The 19,008-nt window shown below is 45.1% G+C and carries 19 protein-coding genes and 1 other annotated feature; of the genes, 13 read left to right on the top strand and 6 right to left on the bottom strand.

Features of this window, described 5'->3' with window-relative positions; all coding sequences use genetic code 11:
• Positions 1 to 7 precede the first annotated feature (7 nt).
• From AC27EZ_RS16940 to AC27EZ_RS16930, 3 genes are all read left to right on the top strand, one after another.
• A complete protein-coding gene (locus AC27EZ_RS16940; protein WP_487136456.1) occupies positions 8 to 496 on the top strand; it encodes a DUF2244 domain-containing protein in 489 nt (162 codons plus the stop codon).
• Between the two features lie 82 nt (positions 497 to 578).
• Positions 579 to 827 (top strand): DUF6482 family protein, encoded by a 249-nt coding sequence (locus tag AC27EZ_RS16935; RefSeq protein ID WP_487136455.1) that lies wholly within the window; start codon positions 579 to 581, stop codon positions 825 to 827.
• Between the two features lie 667 nt (positions 828 to 1,494).
• The gene (locus AC27EZ_RS16930) at positions 1,495 to 2,067 is read left to right on the top strand and encodes a lipid-binding SYLF domain-containing protein (protein WP_487136454.1); all 573 of its coding nucleotides are present in this window, start codon (positions 1,495 to 1,497) and stop codon (positions 2,065 to 2,067) included.
• A gap of 102 nt (positions 2,068 to 2,169) precedes the next feature.
• Here AC27EZ_RS16930 and AC27EZ_RS16925 read toward each other — a convergent pair whose 3' ends face one another.
• Positions 2,170 to 2,421 (bottom strand): hypothetical protein, encoded by a 252-nt coding sequence (locus AC27EZ_RS16925; RefSeq protein WP_487136453.1) that lies wholly within the window; start codon positions 2,419 to 2,421, stop codon positions 2,170 to 2,172.
• Positions 2,422 to 2,641: 220 nt separating this feature from the next.
• Positions 2,642 to 2,760, top strand: a sequence feature (His leader region).
• 48 nt (positions 2,761 to 2,808) lie between these two features.
• Here AC27EZ_RS16925 and hisG point away from each other — a divergent pair.
• The 10 genes from hisG (at position 2,809) to AC27EZ_RS16875 (ending at position 13,590) form a co-directional block, all read left to right on the top strand.
• The gene (gene hisG, locus AC27EZ_RS16920; RefSeq protein ID WP_487136452.1) at positions 2,809 to 3,711 is read left to right on the top strand and encodes an ATP phosphoribosyltransferase; all 903 of its coding nucleotides are present in this window, start codon (positions 2,809 to 2,811) and stop codon (positions 3,709 to 3,711) included.
• Between the two features lie 12 nt (positions 3,712 to 3,723).
• Positions 3,724 to 5,028, top strand: a complete 1,305-nt coding sequence (hisD, locus tag AC27EZ_RS16915) for a histidinol dehydrogenase (RefSeq protein WP_487136451.1) — start codon at positions 3,724 to 3,726, stop codon at positions 5,026 to 5,028.
• Positions 5,028 to 6,107, top strand: coding sequence for a histidinol-phosphate transaminase (gene hisC / locus AC27EZ_RS16910; protein WP_487136450.1), 1,080 nt, complete (start codon positions 5,028 to 5,030; stop codon positions 6,105 to 6,107). Before hisD ends, hisC begins: the two co-directional genes overlap by 1 nt.
• The gene (gene hisB, locus AC27EZ_RS16905; RefSeq protein WP_487136449.1) at positions 6,104 to 7,174 is read left to right on the top strand and encodes a bifunctional histidinol-phosphatase/imidazoleglycerol-phosphate dehydratase HisB; all 1,071 of its coding nucleotides are present in this window, start codon (positions 6,104 to 6,106) and stop codon (positions 7,172 to 7,174) included. Before hisC ends, hisB begins: the two co-directional genes overlap by 4 nt.
• Complete coding sequence (gene hisH / locus AC27EZ_RS16900; protein ID WP_487136448.1) at positions 7,174 to 7,803, top strand: imidazole glycerol phosphate synthase subunit HisH; 630 nt, start codon at positions 7,174 to 7,176, stop codon at positions 7,801 to 7,803. The genes hisB and hisH overlap by 1 nt, the downstream gene beginning before the upstream one ends.
• The gene (hisA, locus tag AC27EZ_RS16895) at positions 7,803 to 8,540 is read left to right on the top strand and encodes a 1-(5-phosphoribosyl)-5-[(5-phosphoribosylamino)methylideneamino]imidazole-4-carboxamide isomerase (RefSeq protein WP_487136447.1); all 738 of its coding nucleotides are present in this window, start codon (positions 7,803 to 7,805) and stop codon (positions 8,538 to 8,540) included. Before hisH ends, hisA begins: the two co-directional genes overlap by 1 nt.
• Positions 8,522 to 9,334 carry an imidazole glycerol phosphate synthase subunit HisF gene (hisF, locus tag AC27EZ_RS16890; RefSeq protein ID WP_487136446.1) on the top strand — a complete coding sequence of 271 codons (813 nt, stop codon included), beginning with the start codon at positions 8,522 to 8,524 and terminating at the stop codon, positions 9,332 to 9,334. Before hisA ends, hisF begins: the two co-directional genes overlap by 19 nt.
• Positions 9,331 to 9,948: a bifunctional phosphoribosyl-AMP cyclohydrolase/phosphoribosyl-ATP diphosphatase HisIE gene (hisIE, locus tag AC27EZ_RS16885; protein ID WP_487136445.1), complete on the top strand. Its 618-nt coding sequence runs from the start codon at positions 9,331 to 9,333 to the stop codon at positions 9,946 to 9,948. The genes hisF and hisIE overlap by 4 nt, the downstream gene beginning before the upstream one ends.
• Positions 9,949 to 10,116: 168 nt before the next feature.
• Complete coding sequence (gene lepB / locus AC27EZ_RS16880; RefSeq protein WP_487136444.1) at positions 10,117 to 10,758, top strand: signal peptidase I; 642 nt, start codon at positions 10,117 to 10,119, stop codon at positions 10,756 to 10,758.
• A gap of 237 nt (positions 10,759 to 10,995) precedes the next feature.
• Positions 10,996 to 13,590 carry a TonB-dependent receptor gene (locus tag AC27EZ_RS16875; protein WP_487136443.1) on the top strand — a complete coding sequence of 865 codons (2,595 nt, stop codon included), beginning with the start codon at positions 10,996 to 10,998 and terminating at the stop codon, positions 13,588 to 13,590.
• Between the two features lie 159 nt (positions 13,591 to 13,749).
• Here AC27EZ_RS16875 and AC27EZ_RS16870 read toward each other — a convergent pair whose 3' ends face one another.
• From AC27EZ_RS16870 to AC27EZ_RS16850, 5 genes are all read right to left on the bottom strand, one after another.
• Positions 13,750 to 14,145 (bottom strand): MAPEG family protein, encoded by a 396-nt coding sequence (locus AC27EZ_RS16870; RefSeq protein ID WP_487136442.1) that lies wholly within the window; start codon positions 14,143 to 14,145, stop codon positions 13,750 to 13,752.
• A 152-nt stretch (positions 14,146 to 14,297) separates the two neighbouring features.
• Complete coding sequence (gene adk / locus AC27EZ_RS16865) at positions 14,298 to 14,942, bottom strand: adenylate kinase (RefSeq protein ID WP_487136441.1); 645 nt, start codon at positions 14,940 to 14,942, stop codon at positions 14,298 to 14,300.
• Positions 14,943 to 15,253: 311 nt separating this feature from the next.
• Positions 15,254 to 17,176 (bottom strand): molecular chaperone HtpG, encoded by a 1,923-nt coding sequence (htpG, locus tag AC27EZ_RS16860; RefSeq protein ID WP_487136440.1) that lies wholly within the window; start codon positions 17,174 to 17,176, stop codon positions 15,254 to 15,256.
• 138 nt (positions 17,177 to 17,314) lie between these two features.
• Entirely contained in the window at positions 17,315 to 17,914 is a 600-nt protein-coding gene (gene recR / locus AC27EZ_RS16855) for a recombination mediator RecR (RefSeq protein ID WP_487136439.1), read from the bottom strand.
• Between the two features lie 12 nt (positions 17,915 to 17,926).
• Positions 17,927 to 18,862, bottom strand: a complete 936-nt coding sequence (locus AC27EZ_RS16850; protein WP_487136438.1) for a hypothetical protein — start codon at positions 18,860 to 18,862, stop codon at positions 17,927 to 17,929.
• Between the last annotated feature and the right edge of the window lie 146 nt (positions 18,863 to 19,008).

Here is a 19,008-nt window from a genome sequence, read left to right as displayed (position 1 = left end):
CGCAACTATGCTTCAAGTCACACAAGATAATAATACCGCGGTGATAAGGTTAATGCCTAACCGTTCTGCATCGTGGTATGAAACAAAATGGCTTATCGCGGCATTTGCCCTTTTCATTAGCACCATTGCCATCGCATGGGCGCTTGTGGGTGCCTGGCTGATTTTACCCTTTGCTGGGGTTGAGGTGCTGCTATTAGCACTGTTGATGCATTACGTATCGTCACTTACCTATCAATGGGAAACCGTTGAGATAAATACGACCACCGTCATCATCACCTCATCAACCCAACATGCACGAACGCTTCTTAGAGCAAGCACTTATGTTGATTTTACCAATGAGCCTGATAGCTGGTTACTTCCTAAAACAATTCTTTACGACGATGAGCACACTGTTGAAATAGGTCATTTTCTTAACGAAAGTGACAGAGACCTTTTAAAACAATCGCTTATAAACGCTGGGTTAATAGTTTGCCAAAGACAATGGTGGAAATCGTGAGCGAAGCACGAACATTAACAAACAATTAATGATCGTTGTTCGCCGCGACGACTATAAATAAAGTAACCACAGGAGCGAGACAATGAACTTATATATTGAATCAATTGAGGGCGGAAGCTACTTAGCGTCAACAGGTGTTGGCGCCACGCGTACACTCGTTCGAGATTCACAGTCGCAGCCTAAAACCTTTCATTGCTTAAATGAGATTAAAGCGCATTTTAGCGCCTCTTCTTTCGAGCATGTTTGGCTACGCCAAAGCACACCCTATGAAGAAATGGTTGGTCAGCACGATGCACCTGACGCACTCGAAATGGAAATAGATTGGCATTAACCCCAATACTTTACTTTTGATTGAGCGCTGTATGATGAATGTTTTTCATTATGACATGATACTCGTATTTGGCGGTTAACGTTACAACACCACTCGTTCATGGTGTTGTTTTACATCGCGAGCATCGCGAAATATTGGCGTTTACTGCACACGTAGTGTTTGTATTACATCGCCACTATTTTTTATCTTTGCCGTTACTGGTCTAATCATACTCCTACTTGGCGACGTTATTCATGGTGCTTCTGTTTACAGAGCTTTTGGAAACAGCGACACGCTACACCAGTTAAGAGCCAACGATTACTCACTACCTTTTGCATACTAAACGGCTTATACCCTCTCTGATATTAATACATTTGAAACCGGCATAGCTGTGATCAATCCTTCGCAGTCTACGCTAGCGTAGTCGGCAGTTTGATTTTCAGGCGATGATAAACGGTTTTCATTGCTTGAAAATGAGGGTTTTGTCACCGAGCAACTTGTCAAAAGCGAGTAAAAGCGATACTCGCCTTACCAACAAAGTGCGTGTTGCGCACGATACTTGCAAACTTACCAACAAACGTAATAAATCTCGTACTATTATTACACAATACCAAGCGCTACCTGTTATTAAGCAGAGCTGCCCCTAGCAAAATGTTAGCAGCTATCACACACTTTTATGGAGAAAACTATGTATTTCAGAACGTTAAGCAAAAATCTAATCTTTTTACTTACTGCAATATCAATGGTGGGTTGTGCCTCAATGGGCAGCGGTACTGTTACCGAAAAGCGACAGGCGATTATTGATATGCAACAAGACGCATTAGCGCGACTGTACACAGAAAAACCTGACACTCGCGCACAAATAAACGATGCGGCAGGGTATGCGGTGTTTACCAACGCTAATATCAATGTCATTTTTTTCGCAGCTGGAACGGGCTACGGTGTGGTTAATAACAATATTACTGGCGCTAAAACCTATATGAATATGGCAGAAGGTGGCGTTGGACTTGGGCTAGGCGCAAAAGACTACCGTATTGTTATGGTATTTCATTCGACAGACTCGATGAAATATTTTATCGAAAACGGCTGGACCGTTGGGGGTAACGCCGACGCCGCTGCTAAAGCAGGTAATAAGGGGGCTTCAGCCGAGGGCGAAGGCTACTTGGGCAATGTTACCGTTTACACAATGACAGAGAGCGGCTTGGCGCTGCAAGCAACGGTGAAAGGCACAAAATTCTGGGTAGATAAGCAGCTTAATTAATGCGTTGACGCGTATTAACATGATGACCTTCAGGAGGTCGATGCTCGTCGAACACCCGAAGGTTATTTATCCTTTCCGAACAAAGAAAAAGCAGCGTGCTATTCACACATCAATATCAATGTGCTTAAGTCCATCCTCATCTTGCTCATCATTGTCTTTCCCGTTGTTCTCTTGCTGATGCTTTGACAGTTGCTCAACCATATCTATATTGCGGATATTCTCATGCTGCTCTTTTTCATCTTGGTTCAGGCTCTCCGTCTTTTTCGTTCTGGCCACCTTTTTTACGTTTCCCTCTTCAACCACGGGCACCTTTGTGTTGCGTGGCAATATAGGAAAGATTAAGTCATTGCTCATTGTTGTGTTTGCTCCGGTTTAACACATGCTGATGCAGTGTAACGACATAAAAAAGATCAGAATTGCGTCATATCAAAAAGTTTTACCTTATATATAATAATTTAGACGTAAAGTAGCAAAAGAGTTCACTTTTACCTTGCAAATTTACAGGCAAAACGCTAATGTTTCGCTCGTTCGAAAATAAGACTATATAGAGTAAAATGAAAAACTGCGCGGCAAAACATCACCATCACCACAAAGCATAACCTTTCAGGTTTGGTGCTGGAAGGTCTATGATTCCTTCCAGTGGCGCAGATAGAAAAATTCTCGACCCTCGGAAGGAAACTTCCGGGGGTTTTTCGTTTTAGCGCAATCAAAAGCTAAACACAATGAGTAAGGAACGTTTCAATGAGTAACAGTAAAAGACTTCGAATTGCCATACAGAAATCAGGCCGTTTGAGCGATGATAGCATCGCTCTTTTGAAGGCGATTGGCATAAAGCTGAACATTCGTGATCGACTACTGATTGCGCATTCAACCAACGAACCTATCGACTTACTGCGCGTGCGCGATGACGATATTCCAGGCCTTGTTATGGATGGTGTTGTTGACCTTGGTTTCATCGGTGAAAATGAATTAGAAGAGAAGTCTCTAGAGCGTAAAGCGGCAGGCAAACCTTTCGAGTATAAAACGCTTCGCCGTTTAGATTACGGTGGCTGCCGACTATCAATAGCGGTGCCAAATGAAATGCAATACGACGGTATTCAGTCATTAAATGGTAAAGAAGTAGCAACAACATACCCGTACTTACTTGAGCGCTATTTCAGCGAAAACGGCGTTAATGCAAAAGCAGTAATGCTTACAGGCTCGGTTGAAGTAGCACCGCGTGCAGGCGTTGCTGACGCTATCTGCGACTTGGTGTCTACCGGCGCAACGCTAGAAGCGAATGGCTTGGTAGAGAAAGACGAAATATTCCGTTCAAAGGCCGTGCTTATTCAGCGTGCAAATGGCGCCATGAGTGACGACAAGCAAGCACTTATTAATCGCTTATTGCCGCGCGTAGACGGCGTATTGTTGGCAAAAGAAAGCAAGTACATCATGCTTCACGCACCCAAAGCATACCTAGAGCAAGTAAAAAGCTTACTTCCTGGCGCAGAAATACCAACCGTACTTCCTCTTGCCGGAAATGATGAGTTGGTTGCTATGCATGTGGTATCGACAGAAACATTGTTCTGGGAAACCATGGAAAAGCTAAAAGCGCTTGGTTGTACTTCTATTCTTGTAATGCCAATCGAAAAAATGATGGGCTAAAGGCAAACTATTATGATTACTTGGTCGTCTCTTTCCAGTGATGAGAAAAAACAGGCGCTAGCACGCCCCGCTATGGCCAATAGCACGCAGTTGAAGCAAATCGTGGGCGATATTATTGCTGGCGTAGAAGCGAAGGGCGATGCCGCTGTATTGGACTATACTCGCCAATTTGACTGCCCCGATTTGCAGTCGCTTGTGTTATCGCAAGACAACATTGACGCATTAGCGGCAAAGGTTACCCCTACTGTCGCAAAGGCGATAGACATTGCTTTTGACAACATTAAAACGTTTCACGAGGCGCAAACACCGAGCGATATTGCGTTAGCCACAACGCCTGGTGTTAACTGCGAACTGCGTTTTACAGCGCTTGACGCCGTTGGCTTATATATTCCTGGCGGTAGTGCACCTTTGCCTTCAACGGTATTAATGCTTGGCGTGCCAGCACTTGTTGCGGGTTGTGAGAACAAGCTTCTCTGCACCCCGCCCAACAAAGAGAAATTGATAGCACCAGAAATTGCCTATGCCGCGCGTAAGTGCGGTATCGATGCCATTTATCTTTGCGGCGGCGCGCAGGCTATTGCGGCAATGGCGCTTGGTACTGAGAGCATTCCTCGCGTAGATAAGATATTTGGCCCAGGTAATAGTTTTGTCACCGAAGCCAAGCAGCAGGTAAGTCAGCGAGCTGATGGTGCGGCAATCGATATGCCAGCAGGTCCATCAGAAGTCTTGGTGCTTGCAGATGAATATGCCGATCCAGAGTTCGTTGCTGCCGATTTATTATCGCAAGCTGAGCACGGCCCTGACTCGCAGGCTATTTTGGTATCGAACAGCGAGAGTCTTATCGAAGCGACGAAAGCCGCGGTAGAGCGTCAATTAGCGACGTTATCTCGTGCTGAAATTGCACGCCCTGCAATGGAAAATGCGCGCTACATTCTGGCCGATTCGATAGAACAAGCCATTGAAGCGAGCAACGCTTACGCCGCTGAGCACTTAATAGTGCAAATAGAAGACGCACGCAGCTACTTGCCAAAAATTAAGCACGCGGGTTCTATTTTCTTAGGCCCGTGGTCTCCCGAGTCGGCAGGCGATTATGCGTCTGGCACTAACCACGTGTTGCCTACCTACGGATATGCGAAGAATTATTCTAGCTTAGGCTTGTTAGACTTTATGCGCCGCTACACGATTCAAGAGCTGTCTGCCGATGGTATGCGTAATTTGGGCCCTGCCATAATGGCACTGGCCAGCGCCGAAGGATTAGATGCTCATGAACAAGCCGTAGCGCTGCGAATGAATAAGCTTAAGCAAGGAGATGCCTAATGTCGTCGCTTATTGATAGCTTACTGAATGCTAATTTAGTGCCTTTGAAGCCGTACGAATCAGCACGCCGTTTATTTTCTGGCGGCCAAGACTGGCTTAACGCCAACGAGTCGCCCTATGCGAACGAATACAGCGTAGATAGCAGTAATTTTAACCGCTATCCGTCATGCCAGCCTAGCGGTGTTGTTCAAGGTTACGCTAACTATGCTGGTCGTGACACGTCTGAACTTATCGTCACGCGCGGCGCAGATGAAGGTATTGAATTGTTGATTCGTACCTTTTGTACGCCTGGCAAAGACAACATTCTTATTTGCCCGCCCACCTATGGTATGTACGCCATAAGTGCTGAAACCTGCGATGTGGGCGTAAAAAAAGTGCCGCTAAATGCAGATTTCAGCCTAAACGTTAATGCGGTATGCGCTGAAGACGACGTGAATGTAATCTTTATTTGTGCGCCAAATAACCCAACCGGCACGCCGGTAGCCCGAGAAGACATCAAAACGGTGTTAACGCACTTTGCAGATAAAGCGCTCGTAGTGGTGGATGAAGCCTATATTGAGTTCGACGCCGACAGTACTTGGGCAAACGAAATAAGCAATTATCCGAATTTGGTCGTGCTTCGCACGCTATCTAAGGCTTTTGCATTGGCAGGCCTTCGCTGTGGTTTTACCCTTGCACAAGCGCCCGTTATTCAAGCGCTACTTAAAGTGATTGCGCCTTACCCGATTCCAGAGCCTGTGGCCCAGATAGCCGCAAAAGCGTTAACTCCAGAAGCATTGTCGCTACTTGAACTTCAAGTGGCCACCATTAATCGTGAGAAAGCGTCATTGGCAACGGCCCTTCAAGGTATTGAAGGTATTGAACTAGTGGGTGATACAAAAGCGAATTTCATTTTATTTCGCTATGAAAAAGCCCCTGCATTAATGCAGTTTTTAGTAAGCCGAGGCATGCTGATACGGGACCAATCAAAACAACTAAATTTACAAAACTGTTTACGGGTAAGCATTGGTACAGAAGAACAGAATCAGCGCTTGATGCAGTTAATTAACGAATTTAAAAATAATGAGGACGCGGCATGAGTCAGCAAGCCATTTTATTTATAGACCGCGACGGAACACTTGTAGAAGAGCCACCGGTTGATAAGCAATTAGACCGATTAGAAAAACTCGTTTTTGAACCTAACGTCATTCCCGTACTGCTTAAGCTAAAAGCAGCGGGTTATAAGTTCGTTATGGTCACCAATCAGGACGGACTAGGCACCGATAGCTTCCCTCAGGAAGACTTCGATAAACCACATAATGCCATGATGGCCATTTTCGAAAGCCAAGGGGTAACGTTTGATGATGTGCTGATTTGTCCACACTTCAATGAAGACGACTGCACATGCCGTAAACCCAAATTAGGTTTGGTAAAAGATTACCTTCAGCAAGGGAAAGTCGACTTCACGCGCTCGTTTGTTATTGGCGATCGCATCACCGACGTACAGCTTGCTGAAAACATGGGCATCCGTAGCTTTCAGTACAACCGTGAAAGCCTTAACTGGGATGACATTCAAAAAGCGTTGCTGGCATCGTCACGTATTGCAGAGGTCGTTCGTACCACCTCTGAAACCGATATCAAGGTTCGTGTCGACTTAGACTCTCAAGCAAAGTCTACCATTCATACTGGGCTGGGCTTTTTTGACCACATGCTTGACCAGATTGCGACACACGGTGGTTTTGAATTGAATGTATCGGTTGATGGCGACCTGCACATTGATGATCATCACAGTGTCGAAGACACCGCGCTTGCACTCGGTGAAGCGCTTAAAAAAGCGTTAGGCGACAAACGCGGCATTGGCCGGTTTGGGTTTGCACTTCCTATGGACGAGTGTCGCGCTGAATGCATAATGGATATTTCCAATCGCCCTCACCTGAAGTTCGAGGCTGAATTCAGCCGCGACCAAGTGGGTGAAATGGCTACCGAAATGGTACCGCACTTCTTTTATTCACTGGCGCAAAGCATGGGGTTATCACTTCACCTTTCTACCAGCGAAGGCAACGCCCACCACCAAGTAGAAAGCTTATTTAAAGTATTTGGCCGCGCCCTTCGTCAGGCTATTACGCGTCAAGGTGATGCACTGCCAAGCAGTAAAGGAGCACTGTAATGTCAGTGGTAAACACTCGCCAACGACAGAAAATAGTCATTGTAAACACGGGCTGCGCAAATATTTCATCAGTCAGATTTGCACTTGAACGCTTAGGTGTTGAAGTGGATGTGTCTGATGATGTGAATGTCATAAAAAATGCAGACAAAGTGTTTTTACCCGGCGTAGGCACCGCAGCAGCAGCAATGCAAAGTATTAAACAAAAAGCATTAGTTGAAACGCTTCAGTCACTCACTCAGCCGGTTTTAGGCGTATGTTTAGGCATGCAGCTTATGGTAAACACCAGTGCTGAAGGTGGCTTTAAAGGTACCGGTAATATCCCGTGTTTGTCGTTAATGCCTGGCCATGTTGCACGTATGGAAGCAAACGGTGTCCGTTTGCCTCATATGGGGTGGAACACGGTTACCCATAAAAACGAAAGCTTGTTTAGCGGTATTCCGCAAGAGACGTATTTCTATTTTGTACACAGTTTTGCGGTACCTGAATATACGCATACCCTTGCAAGTTGCACCTATGGCAATACGTTTTCAGCGGCTATTAATAAAGACAACTTTTATGGGGTGCAATTTCACCCTGAGCGTTCTGGCGAAGCCGGAGCACAACTACTGACTAACTTTGTGAACCTATAATGATTATTCCAGCGATTGATCTTATTGACGGACACGTAGTGCGCCTTTATCAGGGCGACTACGAACAAAAAACCCAGTACGAACTAGACCCCGTAGAGGTGGTTCACGATTATGCTGACCAAGGCGCGACATGGCTTCATATTGTTGATCTTACCGGCGCAAAAGACACCAGCAAACGTCAGCTTGAACTGATAAAAGCAATGGTAGATACCCAGCGCATGAAGTTTCAAGCGGGGGGCGGGATTCGTAGCGAAGAAGAAGTGGCACAACTCATTGAAACGGGCGTTAGCCGCGTAGTAATTGGCTCACTAGCGGTTAAGCAACCTGAATTAGTTAAGTCATGGGTAGAAAAGTACGGCCCTGAACGCATTGTGCTGGCGCTTGATATTAACATCAGCGAAAGGGGTGAAAAGCTCATTGCTACTCATGGTTGGCAAGAAAACTCTGGTGTTGCCCTTGAAGGCTTGCTAGACGATTTTGCCAGTGTAGGTGCTAAGCACGTACTGTGTACTGATATCAGTCGCGACGGTACGCTACAGGGTGCAAACAAAGAGTTATATGAAGAGATGGCGGCACGCTTCCCCAATATCGTTTGGCAAGCTTCTGGCGGCATCGGTAGCATTGCTGACATTGAAGCGCTTAAACCAACCAACGTCGGTGGCGTTATTTTAGGTCGTGCTTTGCTTGAAGGTAAGTTTACGGTGAAGGAGGCTATTGCATGCTGGCAAAACGCATAATTCCTTGCTTAGACGTTCGAGACGGTAAAGTAGTAAAAGGCGTTCAGTTTAGAAACCATGAAATTATTGGTGACATTGTTCCCCTTGCGGAACAATACGCTAAAGCCGGCGCCGACGAACTGGTGTTTTATGATATTACTGCAAGCTCGGACGCTCGCGTAGTTGATAAAAGCTGGGTAAGTCGCATTGCTCAAGTCATCGATATCCCTTTTTGTGTCGCTGGCGGTATAAAGAGTATCGAAGATGCAGGTCGCATTCTGGAGATGGGCGCTGATAAAATATCGATTAACTCCCCTGCCCTCAATAACCCAGACCTTATTAATCAACTTCATGATGTATACGGTCAACAGTGTGTAGTAATTGGTATTGACAGTTTCTATAACGAAGCCACAAATCAATACGAAGTGTATAAGTTTACTGGCGATGAAAGCCGAACGCAGAAAAGCAAATGGCAAACCCTAGACTGGATTAAAGAAGTTCAGTCTCGTGGGGCCGGTGAAATTGTACTGAACTGCATGAACCAAGATGGTGTGCGCAAGGGATACGACGTCAAGCAGTTAAAAGCGGTTCGTGATGTCTGCGAAGTGCCACTTATTGCATCTGGCGGTGCAGGTGAAATTAGCCACTTTACCGATGTGTTTCAACAAGCAGATGTCGATGGCGCATTGGCGGCATCGGTGTTTCATAAAGGCATCATCAATATTGATGACCTTAAAGCAGAATTAAGCAGCAATGGCGTAGCCATGCGTAAGCGTCACGGCTTAACGGCGCAAGCAGAAGGAGTAAAACCGTGATCATTACGAATGAAAACAGCAGCCAGTTAGCCTGGGAAAAAATGGACAACCTGATACCCGCCATTGTGCAAGATGCGTTGTCAGGCAAAGTACTAATGCAAGGTTACATGAACCAAGATGCATTAGCGAAAACGTTAGACTCTGGCAGTGTTACGTTTTTTAGCCGTTCAAAGCAGCGCCTTTGGACTAAAGGTGAAACATCGGGTAACACGCTGGATTTAGTTAGCGTAGCGTGCGACTGCGACCAAGATTCACTATTAGTGCTAGCTAACCCGAACGGCCCGACTTGCCACACGGGTGTTGAAAGTTGTTGGTTTGATGGCAGCACGCCGGCCTTTACGTTCCTTGCAGACTTAGAGCGAGTATTGGCAAGCCGTAAAAGCGCCGACCCAAAAAGCAGCTATACCGCAAGTCTTTACAATAAAGGTATTAAGCGTATTGCACAGAAAGTCGGTGAAGAAGGGGTGGAAACAGCACTTGCTGCCACCGTACACGATAAAGAAGAGCTTAAAAACGAAGCAGCGGATTTGTTGTATCATCTTACTGTGTTGTTACAAGCAAGTGATATGTCGCTTAACGACGCGCTTACTGTGCTGCGCGAACGTCACAAGTAAAATCGCGTTATACGAATAAAGCCCGCCTTGAGCGGGCTTTTTTGTATCATTCATTTAATGTTACATTTTGCATTGGAACGTTTACTTGGTAATGGCGCTCTTACGTGTATTACACACTTTTTACTTAGCGATAATTAAGTAACACTACGTCACATTAGGGCTGAAACCATGAAACATTCCGCACGTACATTTCTAAGAAATAACGCACCATTTTTCCTGTTTATTGTTTTACTCTTTTCGTTTCGAAGCAGCGTAGCAGATTGGTATCATGTTCCCTCGGGCTCGATGGAGCCCACTATTCAAATAGGTGATCGCATTGTGGTAGATAAATCGGCCTACTCTATCTTCGTCCCCTTCACGAATGTTGAACTAAAAAAGACAGCAGAAATAGCACGAGGTGATATCGTTATTATCAACAGCAGTGCTGCCGATAAGCGCTTAGTAAAGCGCGTTGTGGGTATTGAGGGCGATGTGGTGAGCTTGCACAACAACGCCCTTACCATTAACGGTGCAACCGCCACACTAGAACATTCTGATTCATTTATCGCAGCTGAACGGGTGCTAGGTGAAGAGCGAAACATCAAACTGCTTCCTGTAGACACACCAGCTCGTCATTTCGACGCCGTCACTGTACCTTCTGAGCACATATTGGTAATGGGTGACAATAGAAATAACAGTGTTGATTCTCGCTATTACGGCTTTATCCCTGTCTCTGAAGTACAAGGAAAAGCCACATCGGTTGCCTTTTCATTGGATACCGACAATTATTATTTGCCTCGCACTTCTCGTCTTCTTGTTTCGCTCGATTAGTGTATTTTACCCTCTTTTACGTGCCCATTTTTAACATGATGGGCGCATATACATACAACCGTAAAATATCGTCAACACTGTTTTACATAATTTGTAACTAATTGATGGTTCGTTATTTTTTCTTTCCTATTGCAACGTTAGTCTAAGTGATGCTATTACAGCTACTGGCGACATGAGGTTGCTTGTACATGTTGCCATTACTACACAACACGTAAAATGGAAAATAAGGAAATTATAATGAAACATGGCGTTAAGCGTAGCGCGATAGCTGTCGGTATCGCGCTCACAGGATTATCAGTAGTCACCCCAGTATTCGCACAACAAGCAGAGGACGGCGCTAAAAGCGTTGAGCGTATTGCAGTAACGGGCTCGCGGATCAAGCGAACGGATATGGAAGGCCCCTCACCGATTCAATCAATCGACGCGACAATGATTGAAGGAATGGGATACGAAAATCTACAACAACTGCTCGAAAGAATGCCCGCCACTGGCGCAGGAACATTTTCAACCCGTAACAATAGCCAAGATTCAACAGCAAACGGTGCCGCCGCGGTCTCGCTAAGAGGAATGGGCCCTGATGCCACGTTAGTACTTATCAATGGTCGACGTGTCGCTATCAGCGCATTTGCCGAGAGCATCACCAACTCATTTGTTGATATAAACGCCATTCCAGTCTCTGCCATTGAAAGAATCGATATACTTAAAGATGGCGCGTCGGCTATTTATGGCTCAGATGCTGTCGCTGGCGTGGTCAATATCGTATTGAAAAAAGACTACGACGGCCTTGAAGTGAACGTGGGCTATGGGGGAACAACGGGGCCAAGTTACGACGAAACCACTGCCAACATTTTATGGGGCTCACAAAGCGATAAAAGTAGCGCCACTGTCATTATTGATTACTTCAACAATAGTCAGTTAGGTGCAGATGAGATGGGACGTTTTGGAACAGCCAATCAGTCACCTTATGGCGGTATGGATTTTCGCTCATCTCGAGGCTACCCCGGTTATTTTTATGTAGATGGCGTAAAAACTATCGACCCAGACTGCCCGCCTGAAAATGCAACGGCGTCTGGCAGCTGTTTATTCGATTACGGCCCGTTTGGTTTAACCATACCCGCATCAGAACGGGTGGGTTTCATTGGACAGTTCGATTATAAAATATCTTCAGATACGACGGCCTTCATGGAAGTAGCCATGCAACACAATACCTCTGAGGCGGGCGGTGCAGCGACACCACTAGACGAAGATGCAGGCCTTACCGTACCTGGCACACACCCCAACAACCCTTTTGGACAAGATATTGAGATTGGACGCTATCGCCCGGTAGACGCGGGCCCCCGCCGCTGGGACATTCAAACCGATACCTTGCGCTTAGTTGCGGGCCTTCGTGGTCAATTTAACGATTATGACTGGGAAGCATCAGTACAGAAAGGACGTAGTAAGTCAGAGCAAAGTGGCGACCAATCGCAAGGCTGGGTTCGTGTTGACTGGCTACAAGAACAAATTGATTTAGGTAACTACAACCCTTTTGGGGGTGTAACCAACCCGCAAAGTGTTATTGATGAAATTACAACCAGCCTTGTTCGTCGTGGTGAATCACGAATGACAAGTGTAGACGCGCATATTTCTGGCGAAGCCTTTGCCTTCGGTGACGACGTAGTTATGATGGCAGCCGGTGTCGAGTACCGAGAAGAGCAAGTCTCTGATGTGCCAGACATTCAGTTTCAACGCGGCTTGATATTTGGTACCGAGTCGGTTTCTGCGCAAGCCGAGCGCGACCAGTATGCCGCTTATTTAGAGCTATCTATACCGTTAGCTGACGAGCTTGAACTTCAGGTTGCTGGTCGTTACGATCATTTTAGCGATTTTGGCAGTACCACTAATCCGAAAGTTGCCCTTCGCTGGGCGCCAAGCGATGAAGTTACTCTGCGTGCTTCATGGGCACAAGGCTTCAGAGCCCCCTCGTTGGCACAAGTGGGATTAGGCCCATCTCAAAAAAGTGTGTTCTTTGTTGACCGGTATCGCTGCGACGCTACAGGGTTAGACTGCGAATCGTTAGACTATAATATCGAATTTGGCGGTAACCCGAATCTAGATGCTGAAGAGTCTGAGTCTTGGAATGTGGGCGTTATCTATGCTCCTACTCAAGAAATTGGGATCAGTGTCGATGTTTGGAGCATCACGCAAGATAACAAAATAGACGAACAGCAATTTGGCCTCGTGTATGACGCAGAATGTAATAACCAGAACAGCACCGTATGTGTTCGATTAGCACCCCAAGATGGTCAGTCACTTGGCGTAATCCAAAAAATCTTTAATACCTATCAGAATGTATCATCACAAGAAGCGTCAGGTGTCGACTTTAGCGCTAACTATGCAATGGACATGACAGAGTTCGGTAACCTTAATTTTAACCTTGATTGGTCATACATGAGCAACTTTGAGAGAAATGGGTTAGATTTTACTGGTGAGTATGGCTACCCAGAGCACCGTTGGTTGTTTGGCACAACGTGGAACAAAGGGTCGTTTGACGCAAACCTTAATATAAGCTTTGTGGGAGAGTTTGAAGATACACCAGATATTAACTTCGACGGTATTTTAGACTTTGAAGAAAACACATCACGCACGGTAGATTCGCAAATATTGGTCGACTTACAGGTTGGCTACAACATGAGCGAAAACCTTCGTGTTGTATTAGGTGCAAATAACCTGCTTGATGAGGAACCACCGTTTGCAATAGGTAATGGTGATAGCGACTTATATGGTTACGTTGGAGGAGTTCATAACCCCAGAGGCCGCTTCTTATACTCTAAGTTAAGTTACCGCTTCTAAAAGCATGTAAACAGCATAGCGCTCGATGGCATCTGCGTGTCCCGGGCGTTATTTTTTAACGAGTGTTTCAGCATTAGTTATTGAAAAAGAATGTAAAACGGAAAATGCCAGCAATGCTGGCATTTTTATTAAATAGATAGTGTGCTTTTACTAATGCAGTCACATACCAAAATGGATAAGTATTAGGTTGCCGATTGCTGCACTGAGCATGGCAAGAAACGTAAGGATCATACCTGAAAAACGCTGCCAGCTTACGCCCGCATGTTTTCCCAACCCATACGCGTGCAAAACGCGCCCGAACAATAACGCTGTTCCTAGGCTATGCACGGCCCAAGGCTGCCCAGTATTCGCCTCAAAACAGGCAATCATGATTAATGTAATCGGAACATATTCACTGAAGTTACCGTGAGCACGGGCTAAGCGATTTAAGTCTTCATGCCCACCATCACCAATACCTACGTTGTGTCGACGACGCGCGCCTATAACGACAAAAGACAAGTACAAATAGCAGATACCCAATAGACTCGCGTAAAACGCTGTAATCGGCAATACCATGTTAACTCCGTATTTTTATTATTGTTGTAGGCACCAATGAGAGACCTTTCCCACGCACCTCTATTAGCTTTTACTTATTAAACGTGATCCACACTGAAGTTACAAGCAACAAAAAAGGCCGCTTACGCGACCTTTTCTTATAAACAGACTTACTAGCCAAGTGTGCTTGCTAGTTCTGCGCTTACTTCTTCTACAGGACGAGTACCATCTAGTTTATGGTACTGACAGTTGCCTGCTTCAGCTTCTGCAGTGTAGTAATTAACAAGTGGTTTGGTTTGCTCATGATAAATAGCAAGACGCTTGCGAACCGTCTCTTCTTTATCGTCATCACGAACAATAAGGTCTTCACCCGTTTCGTTATCTTTACCTTCAACCTTTGGTGGGTTGTAGACAACATGATAAACACGGCCTGATGCAGGGTGAACGCGGCGTCCGCCCATACGCTCTACGATAACATCGTCAGGCACATCAAACTCGATGCAGTGATCAACATTAACGCCAGCTTCTTTCATTGCATCGGCTTGAGGAATAGTGCGAGGAAACCCGTCTAACAGGAAACCATCTTTGCAATCGTCTTGTGCAATGCGCTCTTTAACTAAACCAATAATCAGTTCATCAGAAACTAGCTTACCTTCGTCCATAACTCGCTTAGCCGTTAAACCAAGCTCAGTACCGGCTTTGATTGCTGCACGCAGCATATCACCCGTAGAAATCTGAGGAATTCCGTATTTGCCCATTAAGAACTGAGCTTGTGTGCCCTTACCCGCGCCAGGAGCGCCGAGAAGAATAATTCGCATGAGTGCGTTCTCCGCTTATGATTATTGAACTTTTTACTTCGGGCACTTTACACATTAGACGGCATAGTGACAAGTATAAGCCCTACTGTACGGTTAATCTTAAGACTAATGGCGAATATATACTCAACTTATAAACCATGCGGTGGCCCTGTAGCCACAAGCAGCGTTACCGTGACATATTCGCAATATAGCTAAATATTAAGTACCTAAAATATAGCACAAAAAACGTTTCAAATATGATTTATGCTACTAAAACTAAAAAACGGGCGTAAAGCCCGTTTTTTCTTACACTTACTTCACGAAACTAATGCTTATTTAGCTAACTTCATTAGTAAGTCGTTCAAGTTTTGCACAAAGCTTGATGGGTCTTTCAAGCTGCCTTGCTCAGACAATGCCGCTTGATCGAATAACACCCCAACCCACTGTGTGAACATGCCTTCGTCTTGAACATCCGCCAGCATTTTAACTAAGCTGTGCTCTGGGTTAAGCTCGAAGTGATACTTCACGTCTGGCACCGTTTGACCAGCAGCTTGCATCAACTTCATCATCTGCGTTGTCATACCGTTATCGTCTGCAACGATACACGCAGGTGAATTCGTTAAACGATGCGTAAACTTAACGTCGACTACCTTATCACCTAACGCCGTTTTTGCGCGTTCAAGGATACCTTCAACTTCTTTTTCTGCTTCTTCCTGCGCCTTCTTGCTTTCTTCGTCCTCTAAGTCGCCTAAATCCAAGTTTGCTTTTGCAATAGACTCGAACTGCTTCTCGTTGAATTCAGTAAGGTGAGACATTAACCATTCGTCAATACGCTCGCCCATTAGCAATACTTCAATCCCTTTCTTACGGAAGATCTCAAGGTGTGGGCTAGACTTCGCTGCTTGAAGGCTATCAGCAGTAACATAATATATTTTTTCTTGGCCTTCTTTCATGCGCTCAATGTAATCGGCTAGCGATACCGTTTGCGCATCAGACTCTGTGCCTGTTGATGTAAAGCGAAGCAATCCAGCAATCTTCTCTTTATTACTAAAGTCTTCAGCCGGGCCTTCTTTCAATACGTTACCAAATTCATTCCAGAAAGACTGGTACTTATCGGCATCGTTCTTCGCCATTTTTTCAAGCATCTGAAGCACACGCTTAGTACAACCTTGACGCAGTGCTTGCGTTACTTTGTTATCTTGAAGAATTTCACGTGATACGTTCAGTGGTAGGTCGTTACTGTCTAGCAACCCTTTAACGAAACGCAAATACGTTGGCATGAACTGCTCAGCGTCGTCCATAATAAATACACGCTGAACATACAGCTTTAAGCCGTGGCTTTGTTCGCGATTCCACATATCAAATGGTGCTTTAGAAGGGATATACAACAAGCTGGTATACTCTGTTTTACCTTCTACTTTGTTGTGCGCCCATGAAAGGGGATCGGCAAAATCGTGAGAAATATGCTTGTAGAATTCTTGATACTCTTCATCAGAAACGTCTGATTTTTCACGAGTCCATAGGGCGGTTGCCTTGTTGACCACTTCCCACTCACCTGGCTGTGCAGGTGTTTTTTCGCCATCAGGCCCTTCGCTTTCAGGTACTTCGTCTTTCCACATTTGCACTGGAATGCTGATATGGTCAGAGTATTTACTTACGATTGAGCGAAGACGCCACGCATCCGCAAACTCTTTTTCGTCTTCACGAAGGTATAATGTAATTTCGGTACCACGGCTAGGCTTGTTGATTTCAGCAATCGTAAACTCACCTTCACCCTCTGACGTCCACTCAACACCTTCTGATGTGTCTGCACCAGCAGCACGTGTACGCACAACGACTTTACTTGCGACGATAAACGCAGAGTAAAAGCCTACGCCGAACTGACCAATAAGCTGAGAGTCTTTCGCGTTGTCACCCGAAAGCTTGCTGAAAAAATCTTTGGTGCCTGATTTTGCGATGGTACCTAAGTTTGCAATAACGTCATCGCGGTTCATACCAATGCCATTATCAGTAATGGTCACAGTATTCGCTTCGCTATCAACACTAAGTTTAACGTTAAGGTCGCCATCGTTCTCATATAAGCTGTCATTTTCTAACGCCTTAAAACGCAACTTGTCTGCTGCGTCGGCTGCGTTAGAAACTAACTCGCGTAAGAAGATCTCTTTGTTTGAGTACAAAGAATGAATCATTAGATGCAGAAGCTGTTTTACTTCTGTTTGAAAACCGTGGGTTTCTTTATGGGCTGCTTCAGCCATAATCCAATATCTCCTCGTTGAATGGATCACACTTCATCCAAACAAGTAAGGACGGCTGACTCACTTTTCAACCTTTACCCATAAAATTTATGCGGAATTCTAGCTCAAAAAGGCGGTTTGCAGCGAATACACACCGCGTTATAGTTTTCTTCGTCCTGAAAACGCATGAGTAAGCGTATTCCCATCAATATACTCAAGCTCTCCTCCAACCGGCACACCATGCGCAATTCTTGATGCCTCGACATCATGTGAAGCACATATTTGGCCAATATAATGCGCAGTGGCTTCGCCTTCCACGGTAGGATTGGTCGCTAAAATTACTTCTGAAATGTTCCCTGCTTCTAGCCGCTTTTCAAGCTCGCTAAGCCCTATCTCTTCAGGCCCCACCCCGTCAATAGGAGATAGCCTTCCCATCAACACAAAGTACTGCCCTTTGTAACTGAGCGTCTGTTCAATGGCCAATACGTCCTGAGGGCTCTCAACTATGCAGAGCAGCCCACTCGCCTCGCGCTCAGGGTGGCGACAGATATCGCACAGCTCATCCTCAGTAAACGTTCTGCAGCGCTTACAATGATGAATATGGTCCATGGCATTGTGCAGTACATTGCTTAAATCCAGCGCACCTTTACGGTTTCGCTCTAATAAATGAAAGGCCATACGCTGTGCACTTTTTTTGCCAACACCAGGCAGGCAAGTTAGTGCTTCAATTAGCTCTGCAAGTAAGGGGCTAAACTTCATAATGAGACTACTTCATTGTTCATTGCTATCATCTTCTTGGCGGTATTTAATCACGTTACGCTTCACCTGGTCGAGTTTAACTTCATAAATATTCCCACCAACCAAGCCTTGGAATTCTTCATCAGTAAAAACAAGGGTATTGTCATCGTAAAACGTTACCGCTTCTTTCTGTGTCACTACGCCTAAATCGATACGTGATATATCACCACTAAAAAAATTATCGTCTTCAAAATTTTCAAACAGCCACACACTGGTTGAATCTAGCAACACCAGCTTAGTTCTATCTGGGCTCATTGCTGCAGACGTTATCCAACATAATTTTTCAAGCGTAGTACAGGTTTTAAATTCACCGATAAGTTCCGCATCGAAATTAGCGGCATGATCGCCCACGCGATACAGCTTGGTAATACCGTCGAAGGGCTTTGTTCTGTTTTTCGTAAAAAGATAAAGGTGACGATTAAATTCAACAAATGCCTCTAAATCATAATTTTTATCTTCTGGTTTAATCTCACCCTCGCCCATTTTGGGGTAAGTAAACTTTATGATTTCAGCCTCCGTGGTATCGGTCTTTATATCTATGGGGTTTTCAATTTTATAAATTGTCAACCATCGTCGGTCATTATCGTTATTACCAAAATCACCAAGGAAGAAATGACCAAACCGGTTTTGTGTCATGTCTTCCCAGTCAACATTTTTTGCGTTAGTTACGGTAACTTCTCGAGCTATCGAGCCGTCTTTATTAAGCATGTATAGCTTCGGTCCATCTCCCCCGTCATTTATTGCCCACATTCGCTTATACTTATCAAACTCAATCCCTGAAATCTCCCTAAGCTTGGGGTCTACCGTTACAGTCTTCATACTGAACAGTTCGAAAATACTGAATATGAATGCAATCATTGCAATGGAGAGTAAAATAAGTGTCGAGCTTACTAGGCCTTTCCGTAGCACGGTGTAATCCTTCCAATGAAAATATAAGGCAAAAATAGCGGTTTGATAATACGTTATGCTGGCTAAGAAGGTAAGAAAAACACAGCGTAGCGGCGCATTATTAGTTGATACTGATTTAGGCGTTAAACCGTTTATTTATAACCATT

It is taken from the genome of Alteromonas sp. 4NH20-0056 (assembly GCF_057539655.1).
The sequence above is the reverse complement of the archived record's forward strand: the minus strand, read 5'-3'. Positions and strand labels throughout refer to the sequence as shown.

What these genes read in the sequence shown, in the direction of transcription:
- AC27EZ_RS16935 (WP_487136455.1), top strand. Translation starts at nt 579, where the DNA reads ATGAACTTATATATTGAATCAATTGAGGGCGGAAGCTACTTAGCGTCA.
- lepB (WP_487136444.1), top strand. Translation starts at nt 10,117, where the DNA reads ATGAAACATTCCGCACGTACATTTCTAAGAAATAACGCACCATTTTTC.
- AC27EZ_RS16875 (WP_487136443.1), top strand. Translation starts at nt 10,996, where the DNA reads ATGAAACATGGCGTTAAGCGTAGCGCGATAGCTGTCGGTATCGCGCTC.
- hisC (WP_487136450.1), top strand. Translation starts at nt 5,028, where the DNA reads ATGTCGTCGCTTATTGATAGCTTACTGAATGCTAATTTAGTGCCTTTG.
- hisB (WP_487136449.1), top strand. Translation starts at nt 6,104, where the DNA reads ATGAGTCAGCAAGCCATTTTATTTATAGACCGCGACGGAACACTTGTA.
- hisF (WP_487136446.1), top strand. Translation starts at nt 8,522, where the DNA reads ATGCTGGCAAAACGCATAATTCCTTGCTTAGACGTTCGAGACGGTAAA.
- hisD (WP_487136451.1), top strand. Translation starts at nt 3,724, where the DNA reads ATGATTACTTGGTCGTCTCTTTCCAGTGATGAGAAAAAACAGGCGCTA.
- AC27EZ_RS16925 (WP_487136453.1), bottom strand. Translation starts at nt 2,421, where the DNA reads ATGAGCAATGACTTAATCTTTCCTATATTGCCACGCAACACAAAGGTG.
- htpG (WP_487136440.1), bottom strand. Translation starts at nt 17,176, where the DNA reads ATGGCTGAAGCAGCCCATAAAGAAACCCACGGTTTTCAAACAGAAGTA.
- AC27EZ_RS16870 (WP_487136442.1), bottom strand. Translation starts at nt 14,145, where the DNA reads ATGGTATTGCCGATTACAGCGTTTTACGCGAGTCTATTGGGTATCTGC.
- hisH (WP_487136448.1), top strand. Translation starts at nt 7,174, where the DNA reads ATGTCAGTGGTAAACACTCGCCAACGACAGAAAATAGTCATTGTAAAC.
- hisG (WP_487136452.1), top strand. Translation starts at nt 2,809, where the DNA reads ATGAGTAACAGTAAAAGACTTCGAATTGCCATACAGAAATCAGGCCGT.
- hisA (WP_487136447.1), top strand. Translation starts at nt 7,803, where the DNA reads ATGATTATTCCAGCGATTGATCTTATTGACGGACACGTAGTGCGCCTT.
- AC27EZ_RS16940 (WP_487136456.1), top strand. Translation starts at nt 8, where the DNA reads ATGCTTCAAGTCACACAAGATAATAATACCGCGGTGATAAGGTTAATG.
- adk (WP_487136441.1), bottom strand. Translation starts at nt 14,942, where the DNA reads ATGCGAATTATTCTTCTCGGCGCTCCTGGCGCGGGTAAGGGCACACAA.
- recR (WP_487136439.1), bottom strand. Translation starts at nt 17,914, where the DNA reads ATGAAGTTTAGCCCCTTACTTGCAGAGCTAATTGAAGCACTAACTTGC.
- AC27EZ_RS16930 (WP_487136454.1), top strand. Translation starts at nt 1,495, where the DNA reads ATGTATTTCAGAACGTTAAGCAAAAATCTAATCTTTTTACTTACTGCA.